Below are 17,586 nucleotides of genomic sequence, written 5' to 3'. Positions count from 1 at the left end.
TGTCGCCCGTTCGAGATTTGAATCAATTTTACCCCCATTGATGAGGTAGTTTATGTTCGCAAGTCAGGAAGGTAAGTCAGTCCCACAGGTCACTTTCCACACACGCCAGGGCGACCAATGGGTCGACGTCACGACTGACGAGCTGTTTAAAGATAAAACTGTCATCGTGTTTTCACTGCCGGGTGCCTTTACCCCGACGTGCTCGTCAAGCCACTTGCCACGCTATAACGAGCTGTCAGACGTATTCAAAAAGCACGGCGTCGACAATATTCTGTGCGTTTCAGTCAACGACACCTTCGTGATGAATGCCTGGAAAGTCGATCAGCACGCAGAAAACATCACTTTTATTCCAGACGGTAACGGTGAGTTTACCCGCGGTATGGACCAGCTGGTTGAGAAAGCCGACCTGGGTTTCGGTCCTCGCTCATGGCGTTACTCAATGCTGGTGCGCAATGGCGTCGTTGAAAAAATGTTTATTGAGCCGAACAAGCCGGGCGACCCGTTCGAAGTGTCAGATGCGGACACCATGCTGCGTTATCTGGCACCGGAATTCAAAGTGCAGGAATCGGTATCGCTGTTCACCAAGCCAGGCTGCTCATTCTGCGCAAAAGCGAAGCAGATGCTGCTGGACCGCGGTATTCAGTATGAAGAAATCGTGCTGGGCCAGGATGCCACCACGGTCAGCCTGCGCGCGATGACCGGTCGGGCCACGGTGCCACAGGTCTTTATCGGTGGACGCCACATTGGTGGCAGCGACGATTTAGAAAAGTATATGCTGGGTCATTGATTCTGATCTAAGCCAATAAGCCTTAAATCGTACCGGCAGAAGCCGCGGTATCTTTACCGCGGCTCCCATAATTGAGCAGGTAGCCCCTTCGATATCGGCGATGGTGGCGCTCCCAGGCACGTCAGACATTTCACTTAACGTTAATGCACGTCGATCTTATCCCTTTTTAAATTCCCGGATTATGGGAAGGCGGAATCATTGCATTACGCCAGTATGCCGTCACCGGCTACAGAAAATAAGACGCCAGGCCGCTACCGCAGCCGATTTTTCGCATCAGTGATGGCGAGCGAAACCTGATGAGGTGAAACGCCCCCCTTCGCATTACGTTTATCAAGACAGGATTGCAGCGACAAAATCGGGTAAACATCCGCTGCAATGACGCTGCTGAATGCCTGGAGATCAGAAAGCGGCAGTGCCTCCAGCGCCACGCCCTGCGTGATGGCGACCACCACTACCTCGCCGACAATATGGTGCGCCTCGCGGAAAGGGACACCTTTTGCCACCAGGTAGTCCGCCAGTTCGGTGGCGTTGGCATAGCCCTGCTCGGCCGCTTCCTGACAGCGTGGACGCTTCACCTGAATGCCATCCAGCACCAGCGCGGCCATATGCAGGCAGTCTGACCAGGTATCCAGCGCGTCGAACAGCCCCTCTTTATCTTCCTGCATATCCTTGTTATAGGCCAGCGGCAACCCTTTCAGCGTCATGGTCATCGCCGTCAGCGCACCCTGCACGCGGCCACACTTACCCCGTATCAGCTCGAGTGCATCCGGGTTTTTCTTCTGCGGCATCAGGGAAGAGCCGGACGTCACTTTGTCTGACAGCTCAACAAAGCCGGACTCACCGGTATTGAAGAAGATGAGATCTTCAGCAAAGCGCGACAGGTGAACCATGCCGATGGAAGCGTCAGAGAGCAGTTCCAGCACGTGATCGCGGTCAGATACCGTATCCAGGCTGTTACGCGTGGCGGAGGCAAAGCCTAACCAACCGGCCAGCTGTTCACGGTCGATTTCGTAGGCCGTGCCCGCCAGCGCGCCACAGCCCAGCGGGCTGACGTCCAGACGCTTCAGGGTGTCCTGCAGGCGGCTCTCGTCACGCGCCAGCATCTCGACGTAGGCCAGACACCAGTGGGCAAAGGTGACGGGCTGCGCACGCTGAAGATGCGTGTAGCCGGGCATTACCGCGTCCTGATTAGCCTCAGCGGTGGTGAGCAGGGCCTGCTGGAGCTGTCGGGTCGCCATCAGCAGCTCATTCACCTGAGCTTTGCACCACAGCTTGAGATCGGTGGCAACCTGATCGTTGCGGCTGCGGCCCGTATGCAGTTTTTTACCCAGCGCCCCCACTTTGTCAATCAGGCGGCTTTCCACGTAGCTGTGAATATCTTCCGCATCACTTTCCAGGATCTGCTGCGGGTTAGCCCGCACCTCTTCCAGCAGCACGGTCAGTGCACTCTCCAGCTGCTGCTGCTCTTCCGACGTCAGAACATTGACCGTTACCAGCGCTTTGGACCAGGCAATGGATCCCACAATGTCCTGTTCTGCCAGACGATAGTCAAAGCGCAGCGAGTCGTTAAACAGCTTAAAGCGTTGATCCGCTGCCTGTGTAAACCGTCCACCCCAAAGTGCCATGTCAGTGCTCCCTTTAATTCGTTAAGTCGTTGTCACTGATGCCGGTAGGGGGAACGGACTTTATCCGTCCCCAATGCCTGTGCGTACCGGCAATCCGAATACCTATTTTTTTTCGTTCAGCGCGCGAATACGTGAAGAAAGTGAGAACAGCCGGATAAACCCACCCGCGTGACGATGGTCGTAGACCTCATCTTCGCCGAAGGTAGCAAACTCTTCAGAGTAGAGGCTATTGGCGGATTTCTTCTGAATCGCCGTCACCTGCCCCTTGTACAGCTGCAGGACTACTTCGCCATTTACCTCTTCCGCCAGTGCCTCAGCGGAGGCCTGGATAGACTTACGCAGCGGCGCAAACCAGCGGCCATCGTAAACCACGTAGGACATCTCAAGCCCCAGCTGCTCGCGCCACTTAAAGCTATCGCGATCTAATACCAGTTGCTCAACGGCGCGAAGCGCATTCACCATAATGGTGCCACCGGGCGTTTCATAGCAGCCGCGCGACTTAATGCCGACCAGACGGTTTTCTACGATATCAATACGGCCTACACCATGCTTAGCACCCAGCACGTTCAGCTTTTCCAGACACTTGTACGGGCTGAGTGCCTCGCCGTTAACCGCAACCACGCGCCCTTTCTCAACGGAAACGGTGACCTGCTCGGGCTGGTCCGGCGCTTCCAGCGGGTCGACTGTCCATACCCAGCAATCTTTATTTGGCGCGTTCCACGGGCTTTCCAATACGCCACCTTCGGTAGAGATGTGCCAGGCGTTCTCGTCACGGCTGTAGATCTTTTCCAGCGAGGCCGTGGTCGGAATGTTGCGCTCCTTCAGATAGTCCAGCAGCGCTTCACGGGAACGCAGGTTCCACTCGCGCCATGGCGCAACGACGGCAAGCTGGGGAGCCAGCGCGGTGTAGGTGGTTTCAAAGCGCACCTGGTCGTTGCCTTTACCGGTTGCGCCGTGACACAGCGCATCCGCACCCACTTTCAGCGCCAGCTCAACCTGGGCTTTGGCGATGATAGGTCTGGCCATTGAGGTGCCTAGCAGATAGGTACCTTCATACAGGGCGCCGGTCTGCAACACGGGGTAAACGTAGTCGCTGATAAAGGCTTCGCGCAGGTCAACCACGTGGCACTCAGAGGCACCCGACTGGATAGCCTTCTGCTCAACGCCTTCCAGATCGCCACGCTCCTGGCCGATATCCGCAACAAAGGCCACGACTTCACAGCCGCCATAGTTCTCTTTCAGCCATGGAATAATGGCAGAGGTATCCAGACCACCGGAGTAAGCCAGAACGATTTTTTTTATGCTCTTATCTTGCATTGTCTTTTCCTTGAACATTCTGTTAAGCGAGGATCCGGGTGCCAATTGACACGCCGTTAAAGAGGTTTTGCAGCTGTTCTGCATGACGCCAGCTGGCAATATCCACCGGACGCCCCAGCGTGCGGGCGGCATCCAGCGCGGCATTTACTTTGACGACCATGCCGTCGGTGATGATCCCCTGGGCGATCAGCGCTTCGGCCTTCGCCGCCGTCATCTCTTCAATACGCTGGCCTTTGCCGTCAAGAATACCGCTCACGTCAGACAGCAGGATCAGGTCCGCTCCCAGGGTCGCGGCCAGAGCCGTTGCCGCCTGGTCAGCGTTAACGTTCATTAGCTCACCCTGCTGGGTAATGCCGATGGAGCTGATAACCGGCAGATAACCCGCGGTCAGCAGCGTTGTAATGAGCTTAGGCGAACCGGGCGCCGCCTGCCCCACGTGGCCCAGCTGCGGGTCGAACTGTTCAACCTCCACGATACCGCCGTCGGCCAGGCAGAGGCCAACGGCGTCAATACCGTGTTTCTTCGACCAGGCCAGCAGGGTTTTATTTGCGGTGCCGGCCAGCGCACCGGTAATGATGTCGATCTGATCGGCAGGCGTGACGCGCAGCCCGTTTTTCTTTTGCACCGGCAGAGAGAGCTTTTTCATCAGCTCATCCACCAGACAGCCGCCACCGTGCACGATAAGCAACGGACGCTGATGCGATTCACGCCAGCTCACCAGCGCAGAGAAGAGTTTTTCCAGCGCTTCTTCACTGTCCAGCAGTACGCCACCGAGTTTGATAATAAGAGGATTCGTCATTTCGCTACTCGCTGATTAAATAAGTGACTCTGTTTCCGGGAAACCGAAACGAATATTCAGGCACTGCACCGCCTGGGAAGAGGCGCCTTTGAGCAGGTTATCCTCTGCCGCTACCACGATCAGATGCTCACCCTGCACGGCAAAACCGATATCACAGAACGGCAGCCCGGCGACCCCTTTAATAGACGGTACGCCTTTATCGTACAGCCGTACCAGCGGCTTATCGTGGTAGGCGTTATGAAACGCCTCAGCCACATCCTCAGCGCTGATGCCCGCTTTCAGACGGCAGGTAATGGTCGCCAGAATGCCGCGTGGGAAATTGCCCAGATGCGGGGTGAAGATCACCGGGATCCCAAGATGGGCGGTGATTTCAGGGTGATGACGATGATTGAACAGGCCATAGGGCTGCAGGCTGACTTCGCAGAAGCTGGTACTGACGGACGCTTTACGCCCGGCACCGCTGACGCCGCTGGTGGCATTGATCACTGGCCACTGGGCGTCGTTGAGCAGACCGGCTTCCACCAGCGGCTTCAACGCCAGCTGCGCCGCCGTCGGGTAGCAGCCCGGTACGGCGATCAGCTGGGCCTCTTTAATGCTGTTATGCTGCCACTCTGCCAGCCCATAGACGGCTTTATCCAGCCACGTCTGCTGCTGATGGGCAAAGCCGTAATAACGGCTGTAAAAGCTCTGATCGTTGACGCGGAAGGCACCCGAGAGATCGAACACCACGCAGCCCGCCGCCAGAAAGGCTGGCGCAAGGTCGTGGCTGACTTCATGGGCGGTGGCAAGAAAAACCACGTCGACCTTATCAGCAAACTCCTCTGGCCGGCTCATCGGCTGTAGCGGCAAATCGACGATGCCTTTCAGCTGTGGATGAAGCTCAGAAAGCAATTTTCCTGCGTCGGGGCTTTGCGCTGAAACCGCTAAAGCGGTTATGTTCACCTGGGGGTGACGGTTCAGATACGTCACCAGCTCAACGCCAGCATAGCCACTGGCACCCACAATCAACGTATTCAACATCAGACTGACACCTTTTCCTGGTCAGAAAATTCCGGGCTGCAGCGGCCTTCCACTGTATTCCCAGGCGATCGGCGCAGGACAGGGAAGATTAATCGGTTTCCATCCGCACGCCATTAATGTATTTTTATTCACTAATACTGCATGAATATTGATACTATCCTAACGCAAGGACTGTCAACAGTGAAGACAAAATTACCGCCTTTTATCGAGCTTTACCGCGAGTTGATTGCCACCCCCTCCATCAGCGCAACCGATATCGCCATCGATCAGAGTAATGAAACTTTAATCAGTTTGCTCGCGGGCTGGTTCCGGGATCTGGGCTTCAGCGTGGAGGTCCAGCCCGTTCCCGGTACGCGTCACAAATTCAATATGCTGGCAAAAACCGGCAGCGGCGCGGGCGGCCTGCTGTTAGCGGGCCATACCGACACCGTTCCCTTTGACGATGGCCGCTGGACCCGCGATCCCTTCACCCTGACCGAACACGACAATAAGCTGTACGGACTGGGAACCGCCGATATGAAAGGCTTCTTTGCTTTCATTTTAGATGCGCTGCGCGACATTGATCTCAACACGCTGGAAAAACCGCTCTATATCCTGGCGACGGCGGATGAAGAAACCACCATGGCTGGCGCGAAATACTTCTCGGAAACCACCGCGATCCGCCCTGACTGCGCAATTATCGGCGAGCCAACCTCGCTGAAGCCGGTGCGCGCCCACAAGGGCCATCTCTCCCAGGCGATTCGCATTCAGGGACAGTCAGGCCACTCGAGCGATCCCGCACGCGGCGTCAATGCGATTGAACTGATGCATGAGTCCATTACCCACCTGATGGGCCTGCGTAAGACGCTCAAGGCGCGCTACCATCATGACGGTTTCGCTATCCCCTATCCGACCATGAACTTTGGCCATATCAACGGCGGCGATGCGGCAAACCGTATCTGCGCCTGCTGCGAACTGCATATGGATATCCGCCCGCTGCCTGGCCTGTCGCTGAAGGAGCTTGACGGACTGCTCAATGAAGCCCTGGCACCCGTGAGCGAGCGCTGGCCTGGTCGGGTAACGGTAAGTGAACTGCACCCTCCTATTCCGGGATACGAATGCCCACGCGAGCATCAGCTGGTTCAGGTGGTGGAAAAACTGCTGGGGACGGAAACGGAAGTGGTCAACTACTGTACAGAAGCGCCGTTTATTCAGGAAATATGCCCGACGCTGGTTCTGGGGCCTGGCTCTATCAATCAGGCACATCAGCCGGATGAATATATTGATACCGCCTTTATCAAGCCAACCCGGGAGCTGATTGCTCAGGTAGTGCAGCATTTCTGCCATCCGCAATAAAACCCATAAATTCCTGTTATTTAGCCATCACAGGACATTTTTAAGTCAATTGACGAATGGCAGCGAACGTGGCTAGATAAACATCAACGTTATGCCGGCAACGGTGAAAGATAATGACAAAAACCAGAAGGGCGTCAGGGGTGATATGAACGAACAATATTCCGCAATGCGAAGTAATGTCAGTATGCTCGGCAAACTGCTCGGCGATACCATTAAGGATGCGCTGGGCGAAAACATCCTTGAACGGGTGGAAACTATCCGTAAGCTCTCAAAGTCATCACGTGCGGGCAATGATGCCCACCGCCAGGAGCTGCTTTCCACGCTGCAAAACCTCTCTAATGATGAATTGCTGCCCGTCGCCCGCGCCTTCAGTCAGTTTTTGAATTTAACCAACGTTGCCGAGCAATATCACACCATCTCCCCGCAGGGCGAAGGGGCTAATCACCCGGAGATGCTGGCAAAGGTCTTCGATCGCCTCAAACAGCAGCCCGACCTGACCGATGCCGCCATTCGTGAAGCCATAGAATCCCTGTCGCTGGAGCTGGTGCTTACCGCACATCCAACGGAAATTACCCGCCGCACCCTGATTCATAAGCTGGTGGAGGTCAACAGCTGTCTGAAACAGCTGGATCATAACGATTTATCCGATTATGACCGCGCACAGATTATGCGTCGTCTGCGCCAGCTGGTCGCGCAGGCCTGGCATACCGATGAGATCCGAAAATATCGTCCCTCCCCGGTGGATGAGGCGAAATGGGGCTTCGCGGTGGTCGAGAACAGCCTGTGGGAGGGCGTTCCCCACTTCCTGCGCGAGCTGAACGAACAGGTGGAAGCCTCCTTCGGCGTCAGGCTACCGGTGGACTTCGTTCCGGTGCAGTTTACCTCATGGATGGGCGGCGACCGCGACGGTAACCCTAACGTCACCGCAGATATTACCCGCCACGTGTTGCTACTCAGCCGCTGGAAAGCCACCGACCTGTTCCTGCGCGATATCGCAGTGCTGGTTTCTGAGCTGTCGATGTCCGAGTGCTCGCCGGAGGTCCGTACCCTGTGCGGCAATCCTGAGGCGCTTGAACCCTATCGCGAAATCATGAAAAAGCTGCGCGGCCAGCTGATGAGCACCCAGGAGTGGCTGGAACGGCGTCTGAAGGGTGAAGAGCCGCCGCGCCCTGCCGACCTGCTGATCGCCAACGAGCAGCTATGGGACCCGCTTTATACCTGCTATCAATCGCTCCAGGCATGCGGTATGGGTATTATCGCCAATGGACAGCTGCTGGATACGCTACGCCGCGTGAAATGTTTCGGCGTGCCGCTGGTGCGTATCGATATCCGTCAGGAAAGCACCCGCCACACCGAAGCGATTGCGGAAATCACCCGTTATCTGGGCCTGGGGGATTATGAAAGCTGGTCTGAGGCTGACAAGCAGGCCTTTTTGATCCGCGAGCTCAACTCCAAACGCCCGCTGCTGCCGCGTAACTGGGCGCCTGGCGACGAGACCCGCGAAGTGCTGGATACCTGCCGCGTCGCCGCCGAAGCGCCGAAAGGCTCTATTGCCGCCTACGTGATTTCGATGGCGAAAACGCCGTCTGACGTGCTGGCCGTCCATCTGCTGCTGAAAGAAGCGGGCATCCCGTTTGCAATGCCGGTAGCACCGCTGTTTGAAACGCTCGATGACCTGAATAATGCCAACGACGTGATGAGCCAGCTACTCAGCATCGACTGGTATCGCGGCTTTATTCAGGGCAGGCAGATGGTGATGATCGGTTACTCTGACTCGGCGAAAGATGCCGGTGTCATGGCGGCAAGCTGGGCGCAGTATCAGGCGCAGGATGCGCTGATCAAAACCTGTGAAAAAGCCGGTATTGCCCTGACGCTGTTCCACGGACGCGGCGGCACCATTGGCCGCGGCGGCGCTCCGGCTCACGCTGCGCTGCTCTCCCAGCCCCCTGGCAGCCTGAAAGGCGGCCTGCGCGTAACGGAACAGGGCGAAATGATTCGCTTTAAATACGGCCTGCCGGAAGTCACCATTAGCAGCCTTTCTCTCTATACCGGTGCCATTCTGGAGGCTAACCTGATGCCGCCGCCGGAGCCGGAGCCCAAATGGCGCGATATTATGGACCAGCTCTCCGCCGACTCCTGTTCCATGTATCGGGGCTATGTACGTCAAAATGAGGACTTCGTCCCCTACTTCCGCCAGGCTACCCCTGAGCAGGAACTGGGCAAGCTGCCGCTGGGCTCCCGTCCGGCGAAGCGCCGTCCTACCGGCGGCGTCGAATCACTCCGCGCGATCCCATGGATTTTTGCCTGGACGCAGAACCGCCTGATGCTGCCCGCCTGGCTGGGCGCAGGTGCTGCGTTACAGAAAGCGATGGAGGCCGGTAATCAGGATCAGCTGGAAGCGATGTGCCGCGACTGGCCGTTCTTCTCGACCCGGCTGGGAATGCTGGAGATGGTATTTTCTAAGGCTGACCTGTGGCTGGCGGAGTATTACGATCAGCGTCTGGTCACCGCATCGCTCTGGCCATTGGGTAAACAGCTGCGCGAACAGCTTGATGCCGATATTAAAACCATTCTCACCATTGCCAACGACGCGCACCTGATGGCCGACCAGCCGTGGATTGCTGAGTCGATTGCGCTGCGTAACGTCTATACCGATCCGCTTAATGTGCTACAGGCCGAGCTACTTCATCGTTCACGTCAGCAGGAAGAACTCGGTCAGGAACCGGATGCGCGCGTCGAGCAGGCGCTGATGGTGACCATTGCCGGCGTTGCGGCGGGAATGCGCAATACCGGTTAAAGCTTCAGACCGCTGCCAGCGCCGGGCGAACCCCGAGCGTATGGCAGATGGCGTAGCTCATTTCCGCACGATTCAGCGTGTAGAAATGGAAGTCTTTCACCCCTTCGTGGCTGAGGATTTTAACCATATCCATAGCCACGTTGGCACCGACCATTTTGCGCGTTTCGGGATCGTCATCCAGCCCTTCAAACATGCGGGTCATCCAGCCCGGCACGCGCACGTTGGTCATGGCCGCAAAACGCTGTAGCTGCTTAAAGTTCGAGACCGGCAGGATGCCCGGCACAATCTCCACGTCTATACCGGCTGCGGCGCAGCGATCGCGAAAGCGCAGATAGCTTTCCACATCAAAGAAAAACTGCGTGATGGCACTATTCGCACCGGCCTCTATTTTGCGCTTCAGGTTAATCAGATCCGCCTGCGCGCTTTTCGCTTCCGGGTGCACCTCCGGATAGGCCGCAACAGAAATATCGAAATCCCCCACCTCCCTGAGGAGCCCGACCAGATCGGCGCCGTACATTTCCGGCTTGCCGCCGCCGGGCGGAAGGTCGCCGCGCAGAGCGACGATATGACGAATGCCGTTATTCCAGTAATCCTCGGCGATGGCGCGCAGGTCGGCACGGCTTGCATCAACGCAGGTGAGATGCGGCGCGGCCTCCAGCCCGGTGCGGTCCTTAATCCCTTTGATAATGCTATGGGTACGGTCACGTTCACCGGAGTTTGCGCCGTAGGTCACGGACACAAACTTAGGTTTCAGGCTGCTCAGGCGATCGATTGAGCTCCACAACGTCTCTTCCATTTCACTGGTGCGCGGCGGGAAAAACTCAAAAGAGACGTTAATTTTCCCGTTTATCTCGGCCAGACTCTGGTTCAGCGCCTCGCGCTGATTGGCGTGGAAAAAGCTCATGGCTTACCTCTTCGATCGCTGCTGATGAATGAATCGCCCGGTTGAACATCCATACGTTTAGACGTCCAGACATTCAAATTGAATCAAACTGGCTATTTCGTCAACAGATAAAGGGATTTTGGCCGTGACAAATTCTCACCAAAATTGAGGAAAATTCACGTTGCGGAAAAAAGGCAGGAGCGCGTAAGGAGACGGCTGAAGGGACAGGAAAAACGGCGCTGAGCAAACAGAAATAAAACGGCTGAACAGGCCCGAGCCAGGTCGTAAACAGGCCCGAGCCAGGCTATAAAACAGGCCCGAGCCAGACCGTAAAACAGCCTGGATCCAGGTCGTAAACAGGCCCGAGCCAGGCTATAAAACAGGCCAGAGCCAGACAAAATGTCTGGCTCTGGACGTTTACAGCAGCTGCGCCAGCCTGTTGATATCGGACTGAATCGCACCGGCGGTCACGTCGCGTCCTGCACCCGGACCACGGATCACCAGCGGATTATCGCGATACCAGCGGCTTTCAATGGCGAAGACGTTATCGCAGGGCAGCAGCGAGGCGAGAGGATGATCGTCCCTGACGGCTTCCACGCCCACGCGGGCTTTACCGTTCGCGTCAAAGCGCGCCACATAGCGTAGCACCAGCCCCAGTTCCTGGGCAGCTTCAAGTCGCTGCTTCATCTGGTCGTTCAGCGCCTCGCCATTCTCAAAGAAATGGTCAACGGATTCATCCTCACAGCTTTTTGGCACCAGTGATTCGACGCGCACCTGATCGGGTTCGATGTCATATCCCGCTTCACGCGCCAGAATAACCAGCTTGCGCCTGACGTCCTGGCCTGACAGATCAACCCGGGGGTCGGGTTCGGTCAGCCCCTGCTGCCAGGCCTGATCGACCAGATCGGTAAAGGGCACCGTACCGTCATACTGCAGAAAAAGCCATGAGAGCGTGCCGGAGAAAATACCGCTGATGGAGAGAATGCTGTCGCCGCTCTCACGCAGGTCGCGCACGGTATGGTTAACGGGCAGGCCCGCGCCGACCGTGGCGTTGTACAGCCAGTGGCGGCCAGTTTTAGCAAACGCATCGCGTATCTGACGATAGCGGTCGCTGCTTGAGGCTCCGGCGACCTTATTGGCGCTGATAACGTGAAAGCCGTGGCTGGCAAAGTCCAGATACTGTTCGGCAAGCGGCTCGCTGGCGGTGACGTCCAGCACAACCAGATCGTCATACGGATGAGCGCGCATCCACAAAAACAGCGACTCCTCATCCTGCTCGACCGCTTCATCTTCGAAAAAGGCCAGCGCGCGGCGGGCATCCAGTCCGTCATAATTCAGCAGGCTACGGCGGCTATCTACCACACCGGCCAGCACAAACTCGAAGCCCGTGCGGGCCGACAGCGTCTCCTGCTCACGGCCAAACAGCTCCAGCCAGCGGGAGCCGATATTACCCTTGCCAAACAGCATCAGACCCACCTGCTTTTCAGCGCGGAAAAGCGACTGATGCAGACCGCGGATCAGATTTTCGGTGGGGCCGACGCGCAAGACCGCAACCAGGCTGATCCCCTCTTCCGACTGCCAGATAAACTCAACGGGCTGGTCCTTCAGCTCCTGCCAGAAGCGGTGGCTGTGCAGCGGATTACGACAAACGCCAGCCCCGACCAGCGCAACCAGCGCCATCCCCTCACGCAGCTGCAGGCGTCCCGGTATCGCGGCATCCTGTAAAAGTGCCAGGGCGCTGCTCACCACTTCAGACGTGTAGCAAAGCTGTATAAGATTGCGATCGGGATGAATACCCGTTGCCAGGGGACGAAGCTGCGCGCGTTTCAGCAGGTGATCGATCTCTTTATACTGCGAGGCAAAATCATGCTGTGGCGGGATCTGGAACTCAATCAGACACACGTCATCATGGCTGGTCACAATACGTGCGCCCGTACCTGAGGCCAGCACCCGCTCAATCCGCGTGGACCCCTGCTCTGGCTGATAGCTACAGCGCAATTGAAGGTCAATATCGCTGGCGGAAACGGGTTGCAGCGTGCGGGTATGCAGAACGGGTGCCGCCAGGCGCGCCAGTTCACTGGCTTCATCAAGCCGCAGCAGCGGCAGCAGGCAGGCATCCTTCACCTTACGCGGGTCAGCACTGTACACCCCGGCTACGTCGCTCCAGATGGTCACGCGTGAAACCCCAGCCAGTGCGCCGATTTGGGTCGCGGAATAGTCGCTGCCGTTACGGCCAAGCAGTACGGTTTCGCCTGCATCGTTGCGACTGATAAACCCGGTAATCACCAGCCTTTGATGCGGGTGCTGCGCCAGAAGCTGCTGCAATAGCGGCCATGATTTTCCCTCATCAACCTGCGGCTGAGCCGCGCGTTCGGCGCGAAGAAAATCACGGGCATCCAGCCAGTCGGCGTCAATATCGCGCTGGTTGAGAACGGCAGCCATCAAACGGGCAGACCAGATTTCACCGTGCCCGACGACTTCGGCATAAATCGCCTCGGTAATTTTTCCGTCAAGCAGCCCGGCAAGTTTTTCAAGATCGTGAATAAAATTGTTCAACAGCGGCTCGGCCTGCTCGGGAGGGAGCAACCCGTTTATCAGCTCACTCTGATAGCGACGCAGGGCCTGCTGTACCTGATGAGCAGAAAGTCGGTCGGTATGACTCAGCTTAAGCCAGCTGATTAGCTGATTGGTTGTACTGCCCGCGGCAGATACCACCATTACATCCCCGGCAGAGCCGTATTCAGCCATTATCCCGGCCACTCGCTGATAACACCTGGCGTCGGCGAGACTGCTGCCACCAAATTTGTGCAACTGGCGCGTGCCGGCTGCCACTGCTGACTGACTCATGCTTACCTCTTGGCCGCTATCTGGAAGGCATTATCCAAATCGGCGATTAAATCTTCGTGGTCTTCAATACCGACTGACACGCGGAGTAGCGTCTCAGAAATACCTGCTGCCGCACGAGCCTCAGCGGACATTCCTGCATGGGTCATGGTAGCGGTGTGGGAAATAAGGCTTTCCACGCCGCCCAGCGACTCTGCCAGGGTAAAGAGTTCTAGCGCTTTAAGGAAAGTACGCAGGGTATTCTCGTCGCCATCCAGCTCAAAACTTAACATAGCGCCAAAGCCTTTTTGCTGTTTTACCGCAATCTGATGGCCTGCGTTTTCCGGCAGTGATGGATGATACAACTTTTTAACCAGCGGTTGTTGTTTCAGATAGTCAATGATGGCCTGCGCATTACGCTGCGCCGCCGCCATGCGCGGTGCCAGCGTGCGTAACCCACGCAGCAGCAGATAGCTGTCAAAAGCCGCGCCGGTGACGCCAATATTGTTGGCCCACCAGGCCAGTTCAGTCACCAGGGCCGGATCTTTGGCAATCACCACGCCCGCGACAACATCGGAGTGGCCGTTTAAATATTTGGTACACGAGTGAAGGACCAGATCGGCGCCCAGCGCCAGCGGGTTTTGCAGTGCGGGGCTGAGGAAGGTGTTATCAACCACGCTGACGGCACCCGCCTCACGCGCCGCTTTTGCAATAGCGGCGATATCGACCACGCGCAGCAGCGGGTTGCTGGGGCTTTCTATCAGTACCAGCTTAGGTTTCTCTGCCAGAGCAGCCTCTAGCGCCACCTCGTCGTTCTGATCGACAAACTTCACGCGCCAGGCACCACGCTTACTCAGGCTGTCAAAAAGCCTGTAGCTGCCGCCGTAACAGTCGTGGGGGGCAATCAGCAGGTCGCCGGGTTTCAGGAAAACGGTACAAACCAGAAAAATGGCAGACATGCCGGTGTTAGTCATCACCGCCCCGGCTCCACCCTCCAGTTCGGCCAGCGCACGCTGAACCACGTCCCGCGTGGGATTACCGCGACGCGAATAGTCGTGGGCTCTTGGCTGATTGAAATCCGTAAAGTTATAGGTGCTGGAAAGATGGATGGGGGGGACAACGCAGCCATATTGCTCATCATCATTCAAACCGCTACGCACTGCGATGGTTGCCTGTTTACGCGTCATGGTGCATAAATTCCTGAAAGGAGAATAAGTAGAGTGCCTAGCATAACAGCGCATATTTAGACGTCAATACATCTGGACATCTAAATGTCTTTGCGTATAGATTGAGCAAAACGCCAATACCCGTTAAGATTATGTCGTTATAGCCTGCATAAAAATTGCTTTGTAGCAGTGTGGTGGGCACCAACTTCGGGCATAATTAGCCGAATTTCGGCACTTTCAAAAAATTTTAATGATGACTAAGGTACCCCATGGCTGAATGGAACGGCGAATATATCAGCCCTTACGCTGAACACGGTAAAAAGAGCGAGCAGGTAAAAAAAATAACGGTCTCAATACCGTTAAAAGTTCTGAAAATTCTGACCGATGAACGTACCCGCCGCCAGGTCAACAACTTGCGTCATGCCACTAACAGCGAGTTGCTGTGTGAAGCTTTCTTACATGCTTTCACCGGCCAGCCTTTACCGGATGATGTTGATCTTCGTAAGGAACGCAGTGATGAGATCCCGGAAGACGCGAAAGCGATCATGCGGGAAATGGGCGTTGATCCAGACACCTGGGAATACTAACCCAGCATTTACGCTCCCCTGCGACGCGGGCAGATCCTTTGTAAGAGGGATTTGCCTGCTCTTCTGATAACCCAGCCCGCTTACCTGTCCGCCGGATATCTCCTTAAAACACGTTCTTTTTTCCTCTGTCCTTAGGGTATCTGGGTCTTGGACGAACTTGTCGGTCAGAGTCGCGTTTAGCCACACCTGCAAGTTCACATCCGACTCAGAAGGATCGCGGATAATTCGGCACCTGCACCGCAGGTTATCTCTGCATTAAGTTATAATTGTAAAGCCGCGATGGCAAAATTAGTCGCTTCCACATTAATATTCAAGCCTGAAGGCATCTATTTTTGTCTTTATATGTACGACTCACCCATATTTCATCCTCATTATAAAATAGCCAAATATCACCTTAAGATGTAGATTAAATCTTAATTTCATTTAATATCATTTATGATTACGTTGATATTCACTTCAGCTTAACTCATAAATATATGGATCAATGTGATGAATGCATTTATATCAAAAACTTGTAGTTAATCACACGCGCAACCCTTTCTATAATTATAGAACACGCCCTGATAACGTAAAACCTCCCTCTCGGGGGGACCCAACCACTCTGTCTGAAAAAACCAAAACTTTTACTATTGCCTTAAGTTTTCGAAAAAAATAAGATCATGTTTAATAATGGATTGTTAGTTAGAAAAAATAATGGAACTTATGCTTTCTCTTCTACGTTATATTCATCTTTCATCCCTCTTTTTTATAATATCAGTGGGATCTGCGTCAGCAGATACTGGAATTTATCAGCAAGCAGGCATTGAAAAACAAATCAGTGATAAATCGATCAACCCAATAGAACAGGATAAAGCCAGGAGAGATGCCGTTGTACCTGAAACAAAATCGGCCCGTTCGGAAAAACAGAACCTCATCAGGGAGGTGATTACGTTCCCGACAGAGGAAAACTGTTTTAATATCAGTGTAATAAAGCTTACACAGGACGATAAAAGACTTAACATTGGCGAAGTTTCGTGGATAACACAGCAGGCCAAAGGGAAATGTCTCGGCATTGAGGGCGTTCGATTATTAGCGCGAACGCTGCAAAATGAAATCATTCGTATGGGGTATATCACTACCCGTATTAACCTTCCAGAACAGGACATTAATGAAGGAAAACTTCACTTCGAGATCCTCGCAGGAAAAGTGGGTGATATAAAGCTGGAAAAGGGAGGGGCGAACTTTATTAATCTCACAAGCACCCTGCCTTTTAGCACAGGATACATCCTCAGCCTGAGAGAACTGGAGCAGGGAAGCGCAAACCTACAGCGCGTCCCGGGTTCATCTGTAAAAATCAAACTGCTGCCTGGCGAGAATAAAGGCGAGAGCGATCTCTTTATTCAGCGGCTACAGGACAAATACTGGCAGATCGGCGCATGGGTGAATGATGCCGGCAGCGCAACCAGCGGCCGCTATCAGGGAGGGGCGACGCTCTACCTGAACAATATTACGTCATTAAGCGACATGCTCTATTTCTCTTATGGCCGCGATATTGATTTTAGTCATAAGGTTGAGGGGAATAATAATCGTTCGGTAGGCTATTCGGTGCCATGGGGTTTTTGGTGGCTGGACTTATATGCCAGCCAGAGCAGCTATCAGCAGCACGTGCAGGGGGACTGGGCTAGCTGGAGGTTAAATAACAAAAACCATTATCTCAGCGCGCAGCTGAACTACCTTATCTCCCAAACGGTTAGTCAAAAATATACCTTTGGACTGCAAATCTTCAATATGGGGGCACGCTACGCTTTTAATGAAATAGAACTGGAAAGCATGAATAAAAAAAATTCTGGCTGGAAAGCGATTTTAGAGAATCAGTACAAATTTAATAATACTGCGATCAACACCCGCCTGAGCTACCAGCATAAAATGCCCTGGTTCGGCAGTAGCAACACCCCGGACAGGCAGATTGATCTGATCGACAAGCAGGGAAGAATCGTAGGAATAGACCTTCAGTCATCGACCAACTTTATCCTCCAGGGGCATTACTTTAACTATTCCCCCCATTTTAATCTACAGCTCACACCAGACAGACTCTCAACGTTAGATCGCTTCGCTATAGGTAATCGCTGGACCGTACGCGGTTTTGATGGCGAGTTAAACCTACAGCAAAATCAGGGCTGGTACTGGCGCAACGATCTCAGCTGGATAATACCAGGCAGGGCTTTCCAGCCTTATGCAGGTTTAGACATTGGGCAGGGTATTGGCGGAGGAGAGCGTGCCAACTACTCAGGGAAAATGCTTGCCGGCGGCGTCGTTGGACTGCGTGGATGGCTATGGAATACCGGCTTCGATCTTTTTGCCGGTGTACCTCTGGCGCGTCCGGATGGCTTCCATACGGATTCACTCATGCTCGGCTTTTCACTGCAATGGAGGTATTAAATCACGCCCATATTAACAACAGTAAAATA

12 protein-coding genes are annotated in these 17,586 nt (G+C 54.8%); 5 read left to right on the top strand and 7 right to left on the bottom strand.

Features of this window, described 5'->3' with window-relative positions:
* The first annotated feature begins 52 nt into the window (after window positions 1-52).
* Window positions 53-787, top strand: coding sequence for a glutathione peroxidase (locus AAGR22_RS00755; protein ID WP_345829746.1), 735 nt, complete (start codon window positions 53-55; stop codon window positions 785-787).
* Window positions 788-1,038: 251 nt separating this feature from the next.
* Here AAGR22_RS00755 and argH read toward each other — a convergent pair whose 3' ends face one another.
* From argH to argC, 4 genes are all read right to left on the bottom strand, one after another.
* On the bottom strand, window positions 1,039-2,412 hold the full coding sequence (gene argH, locus AAGR22_RS00750) for an argininosuccinate lyase (protein WP_345829745.1): 1,374 nt from the start codon (window positions 2,410-2,412) through the stop codon (window positions 1,039-1,041).
* 102 nt (window positions 2,413-2,514) lie between these two features.
* The gene (locus AAGR22_RS00745; protein ID WP_345829744.1) at window positions 2,515-3,729 is read right to left on the bottom strand and encodes an argininosuccinate synthase; all 1,215 of its coding nucleotides are present in this window, start codon (window positions 3,727-3,729) and stop codon (window positions 2,515-2,517) included.
* A gap of 22 nt (window positions 3,730-3,751) precedes the next feature.
* The gene (argB, locus tag AAGR22_RS00740; protein ID WP_345829743.1) at window positions 3,752-4,528 is read right to left on the bottom strand and encodes an acetylglutamate kinase; all 777 of its coding nucleotides are present in this window, start codon (window positions 4,526-4,528) and stop codon (window positions 3,752-3,754) included.
* 15 nt (window positions 4,529-4,543) lie between these two features.
* Window positions 4,544-5,548 (bottom strand): N-acetyl-gamma-glutamyl-phosphate reductase, encoded by a 1,005-nt coding sequence (gene argC, locus AAGR22_RS00735; RefSeq protein ID WP_345829742.1) that lies wholly within the window; start codon window positions 5,546-5,548, stop codon window positions 4,544-4,546.
* 180 nt (window positions 5,549-5,728) lie between these two features.
* Here argC and argE point away from each other — a divergent pair, with 180 nt between their 5' ends.
* Both argE and ppc read left to right on the top strand, forming a co-directional pair.
* Complete coding sequence (argE, locus tag AAGR22_RS00730) at window positions 5,729-6,883, top strand: acetylornithine deacetylase (RefSeq protein WP_067709424.1); 1,155 nt, start codon at window positions 5,729-5,731, stop codon at window positions 6,881-6,883.
* Window positions 6,884-7,028: 145 nt separating this feature from the next.
* Window positions 7,029-9,680, top strand: coding sequence for a phosphoenolpyruvate carboxylase (gene ppc / locus AAGR22_RS00725; protein WP_067709465.1), 2,652 nt, complete (start codon window positions 7,029-7,031; stop codon window positions 9,678-9,680).
* Between the two features lie 4 nt (window positions 9,681-9,684).
* Here ppc and metF read toward each other — a convergent pair whose 3' ends face one another.
* From metF to metB, 3 genes are all read right to left on the bottom strand, one after another.
* Window positions 9,685-10,584, bottom strand: a complete 900-nt coding sequence (metF, locus tag AAGR22_RS00720; protein ID WP_067709421.1) for a methylenetetrahydrofolate reductase — start codon at window positions 10,582-10,584, stop codon at window positions 9,685-9,687.
* Between the two features lie 396 nt (window positions 10,585-10,980).
* Window positions 10,981-13,410, bottom strand: a complete 2,430-nt coding sequence (locus AAGR22_RS00715; RefSeq protein WP_345829737.1) for a bifunctional aspartate kinase/homoserine dehydrogenase II — start codon at window positions 13,408-13,410, stop codon at window positions 10,981-10,983.
* Window positions 13,411-13,412: 2 nt separating this feature from the next.
* Window positions 13,413-14,573 (bottom strand): cystathionine gamma-synthase, encoded by a 1,161-nt coding sequence (metB, locus tag AAGR22_RS00710; protein WP_345829735.1) that lies wholly within the window; start codon window positions 14,571-14,573, stop codon window positions 13,413-13,415.
* A 248-nt stretch (window positions 14,574-14,821) separates the two neighbouring features.
* Between metB and metJ the strand changes: the two genes are divergently transcribed.
* Both metJ and AAGR22_RS00700 read left to right on the top strand, forming a co-directional pair.
* Window positions 14,822-15,139 (top strand): met regulon transcriptional regulator MetJ, encoded by a 318-nt coding sequence (metJ, locus tag AAGR22_RS00705; protein WP_067709414.1) that lies wholly within the window; start codon window positions 14,822-14,824, stop codon window positions 15,137-15,139.
* 693 nt (window positions 15,140-15,832) lie between these two features.
* Window positions 15,833-17,557, top strand: a complete 1,725-nt coding sequence (locus tag AAGR22_RS00700; RefSeq protein WP_345829732.1) for a ShlB/FhaC/HecB family hemolysin secretion/activation protein — start codon at window positions 15,833-15,835, stop codon at window positions 17,555-17,557.
* The last annotated feature ends 29 nt before the right edge of the window (window positions 17,558-17,586 follow it).

Origin of the sequence: Erwinia sp. HDF1-3R (assembly GCF_039621855.1) — a bacterium.
In the GTDB taxonomy this organism is placed as follows: Bacteria; Pseudomonadota; Gammaproteobacteria; order Enterobacterales; family Enterobacteriaceae; genus Erwinia.
The sequence above is the reverse complement of the archived record's forward strand: the minus strand, read 5'-3'. Positions and strand labels throughout refer to the sequence as shown.

Bases quoted from the DNA above. Each gene is read 5' to 3' on its own strand.
- AAGR22_RS00755 (WP_345829746.1), top strand. From the start codon at position 53: ATGTTCGCAAGTCAGGAAGGTAAGTCAGTCCCACAGGTCACTTTCCAC.
- argH (WP_345829745.1), bottom strand. From the start codon at position 2,412: ATGGCACTTTGGGGTGGACGGTTTACACAGGCAGCGGATCAACGCTTT.
- AAGR22_RS00745 (WP_345829744.1), bottom strand. From the start codon at position 3,729: ATGCAAGATAAGAGCATAAAAAAAATCGTTCTGGCTTACTCCGGTGGT.
- argB (WP_345829743.1), bottom strand. From the start codon at position 4,528: ATGACGAATCCTCTTATTATCAAACTCGGTGGCGTACTGCTGGACAGT.
- argC (WP_345829742.1), bottom strand. From the start codon at position 5,548: ATGTTGAATACGTTGATTGTGGGTGCCAGTGGCTATGCTGGCGTTGAG.
- ppc (WP_067709465.1), top strand. From the start codon at position 7,029: ATGAACGAACAATATTCCGCAATGCGAAGTAATGTCAGTATGCTCGGC.
- metF (WP_067709421.1), bottom strand. From the start codon at position 10,584: ATGAGCTTTTTCCACGCCAATCAGCGCGAGGCGCTGAACCAGAGTCTG.
- AAGR22_RS00715 (WP_345829737.1), bottom strand. From the start codon at position 13,410: ATGAGTCAGTCAGCAGTGGCAGCCGGCACGCGCCAGTTGCACAAATTT.
- metB (WP_345829735.1), bottom strand. From the start codon at position 14,573: ATGACGCGTAAACAGGCAACCATCGCAGTGCGTAGCGGTTTGAATGAT.
- metJ (WP_067709414.1), top strand. From the start codon at position 14,822: ATGGCTGAATGGAACGGCGAATATATCAGCCCTTACGCTGAACACGGT.
- AAGR22_RS00700 (WP_345829732.1), top strand. From the start codon at position 15,833: ATGGAACTTATGCTTTCTCTTCTACGTTATATTCATCTTTCATCCCTC.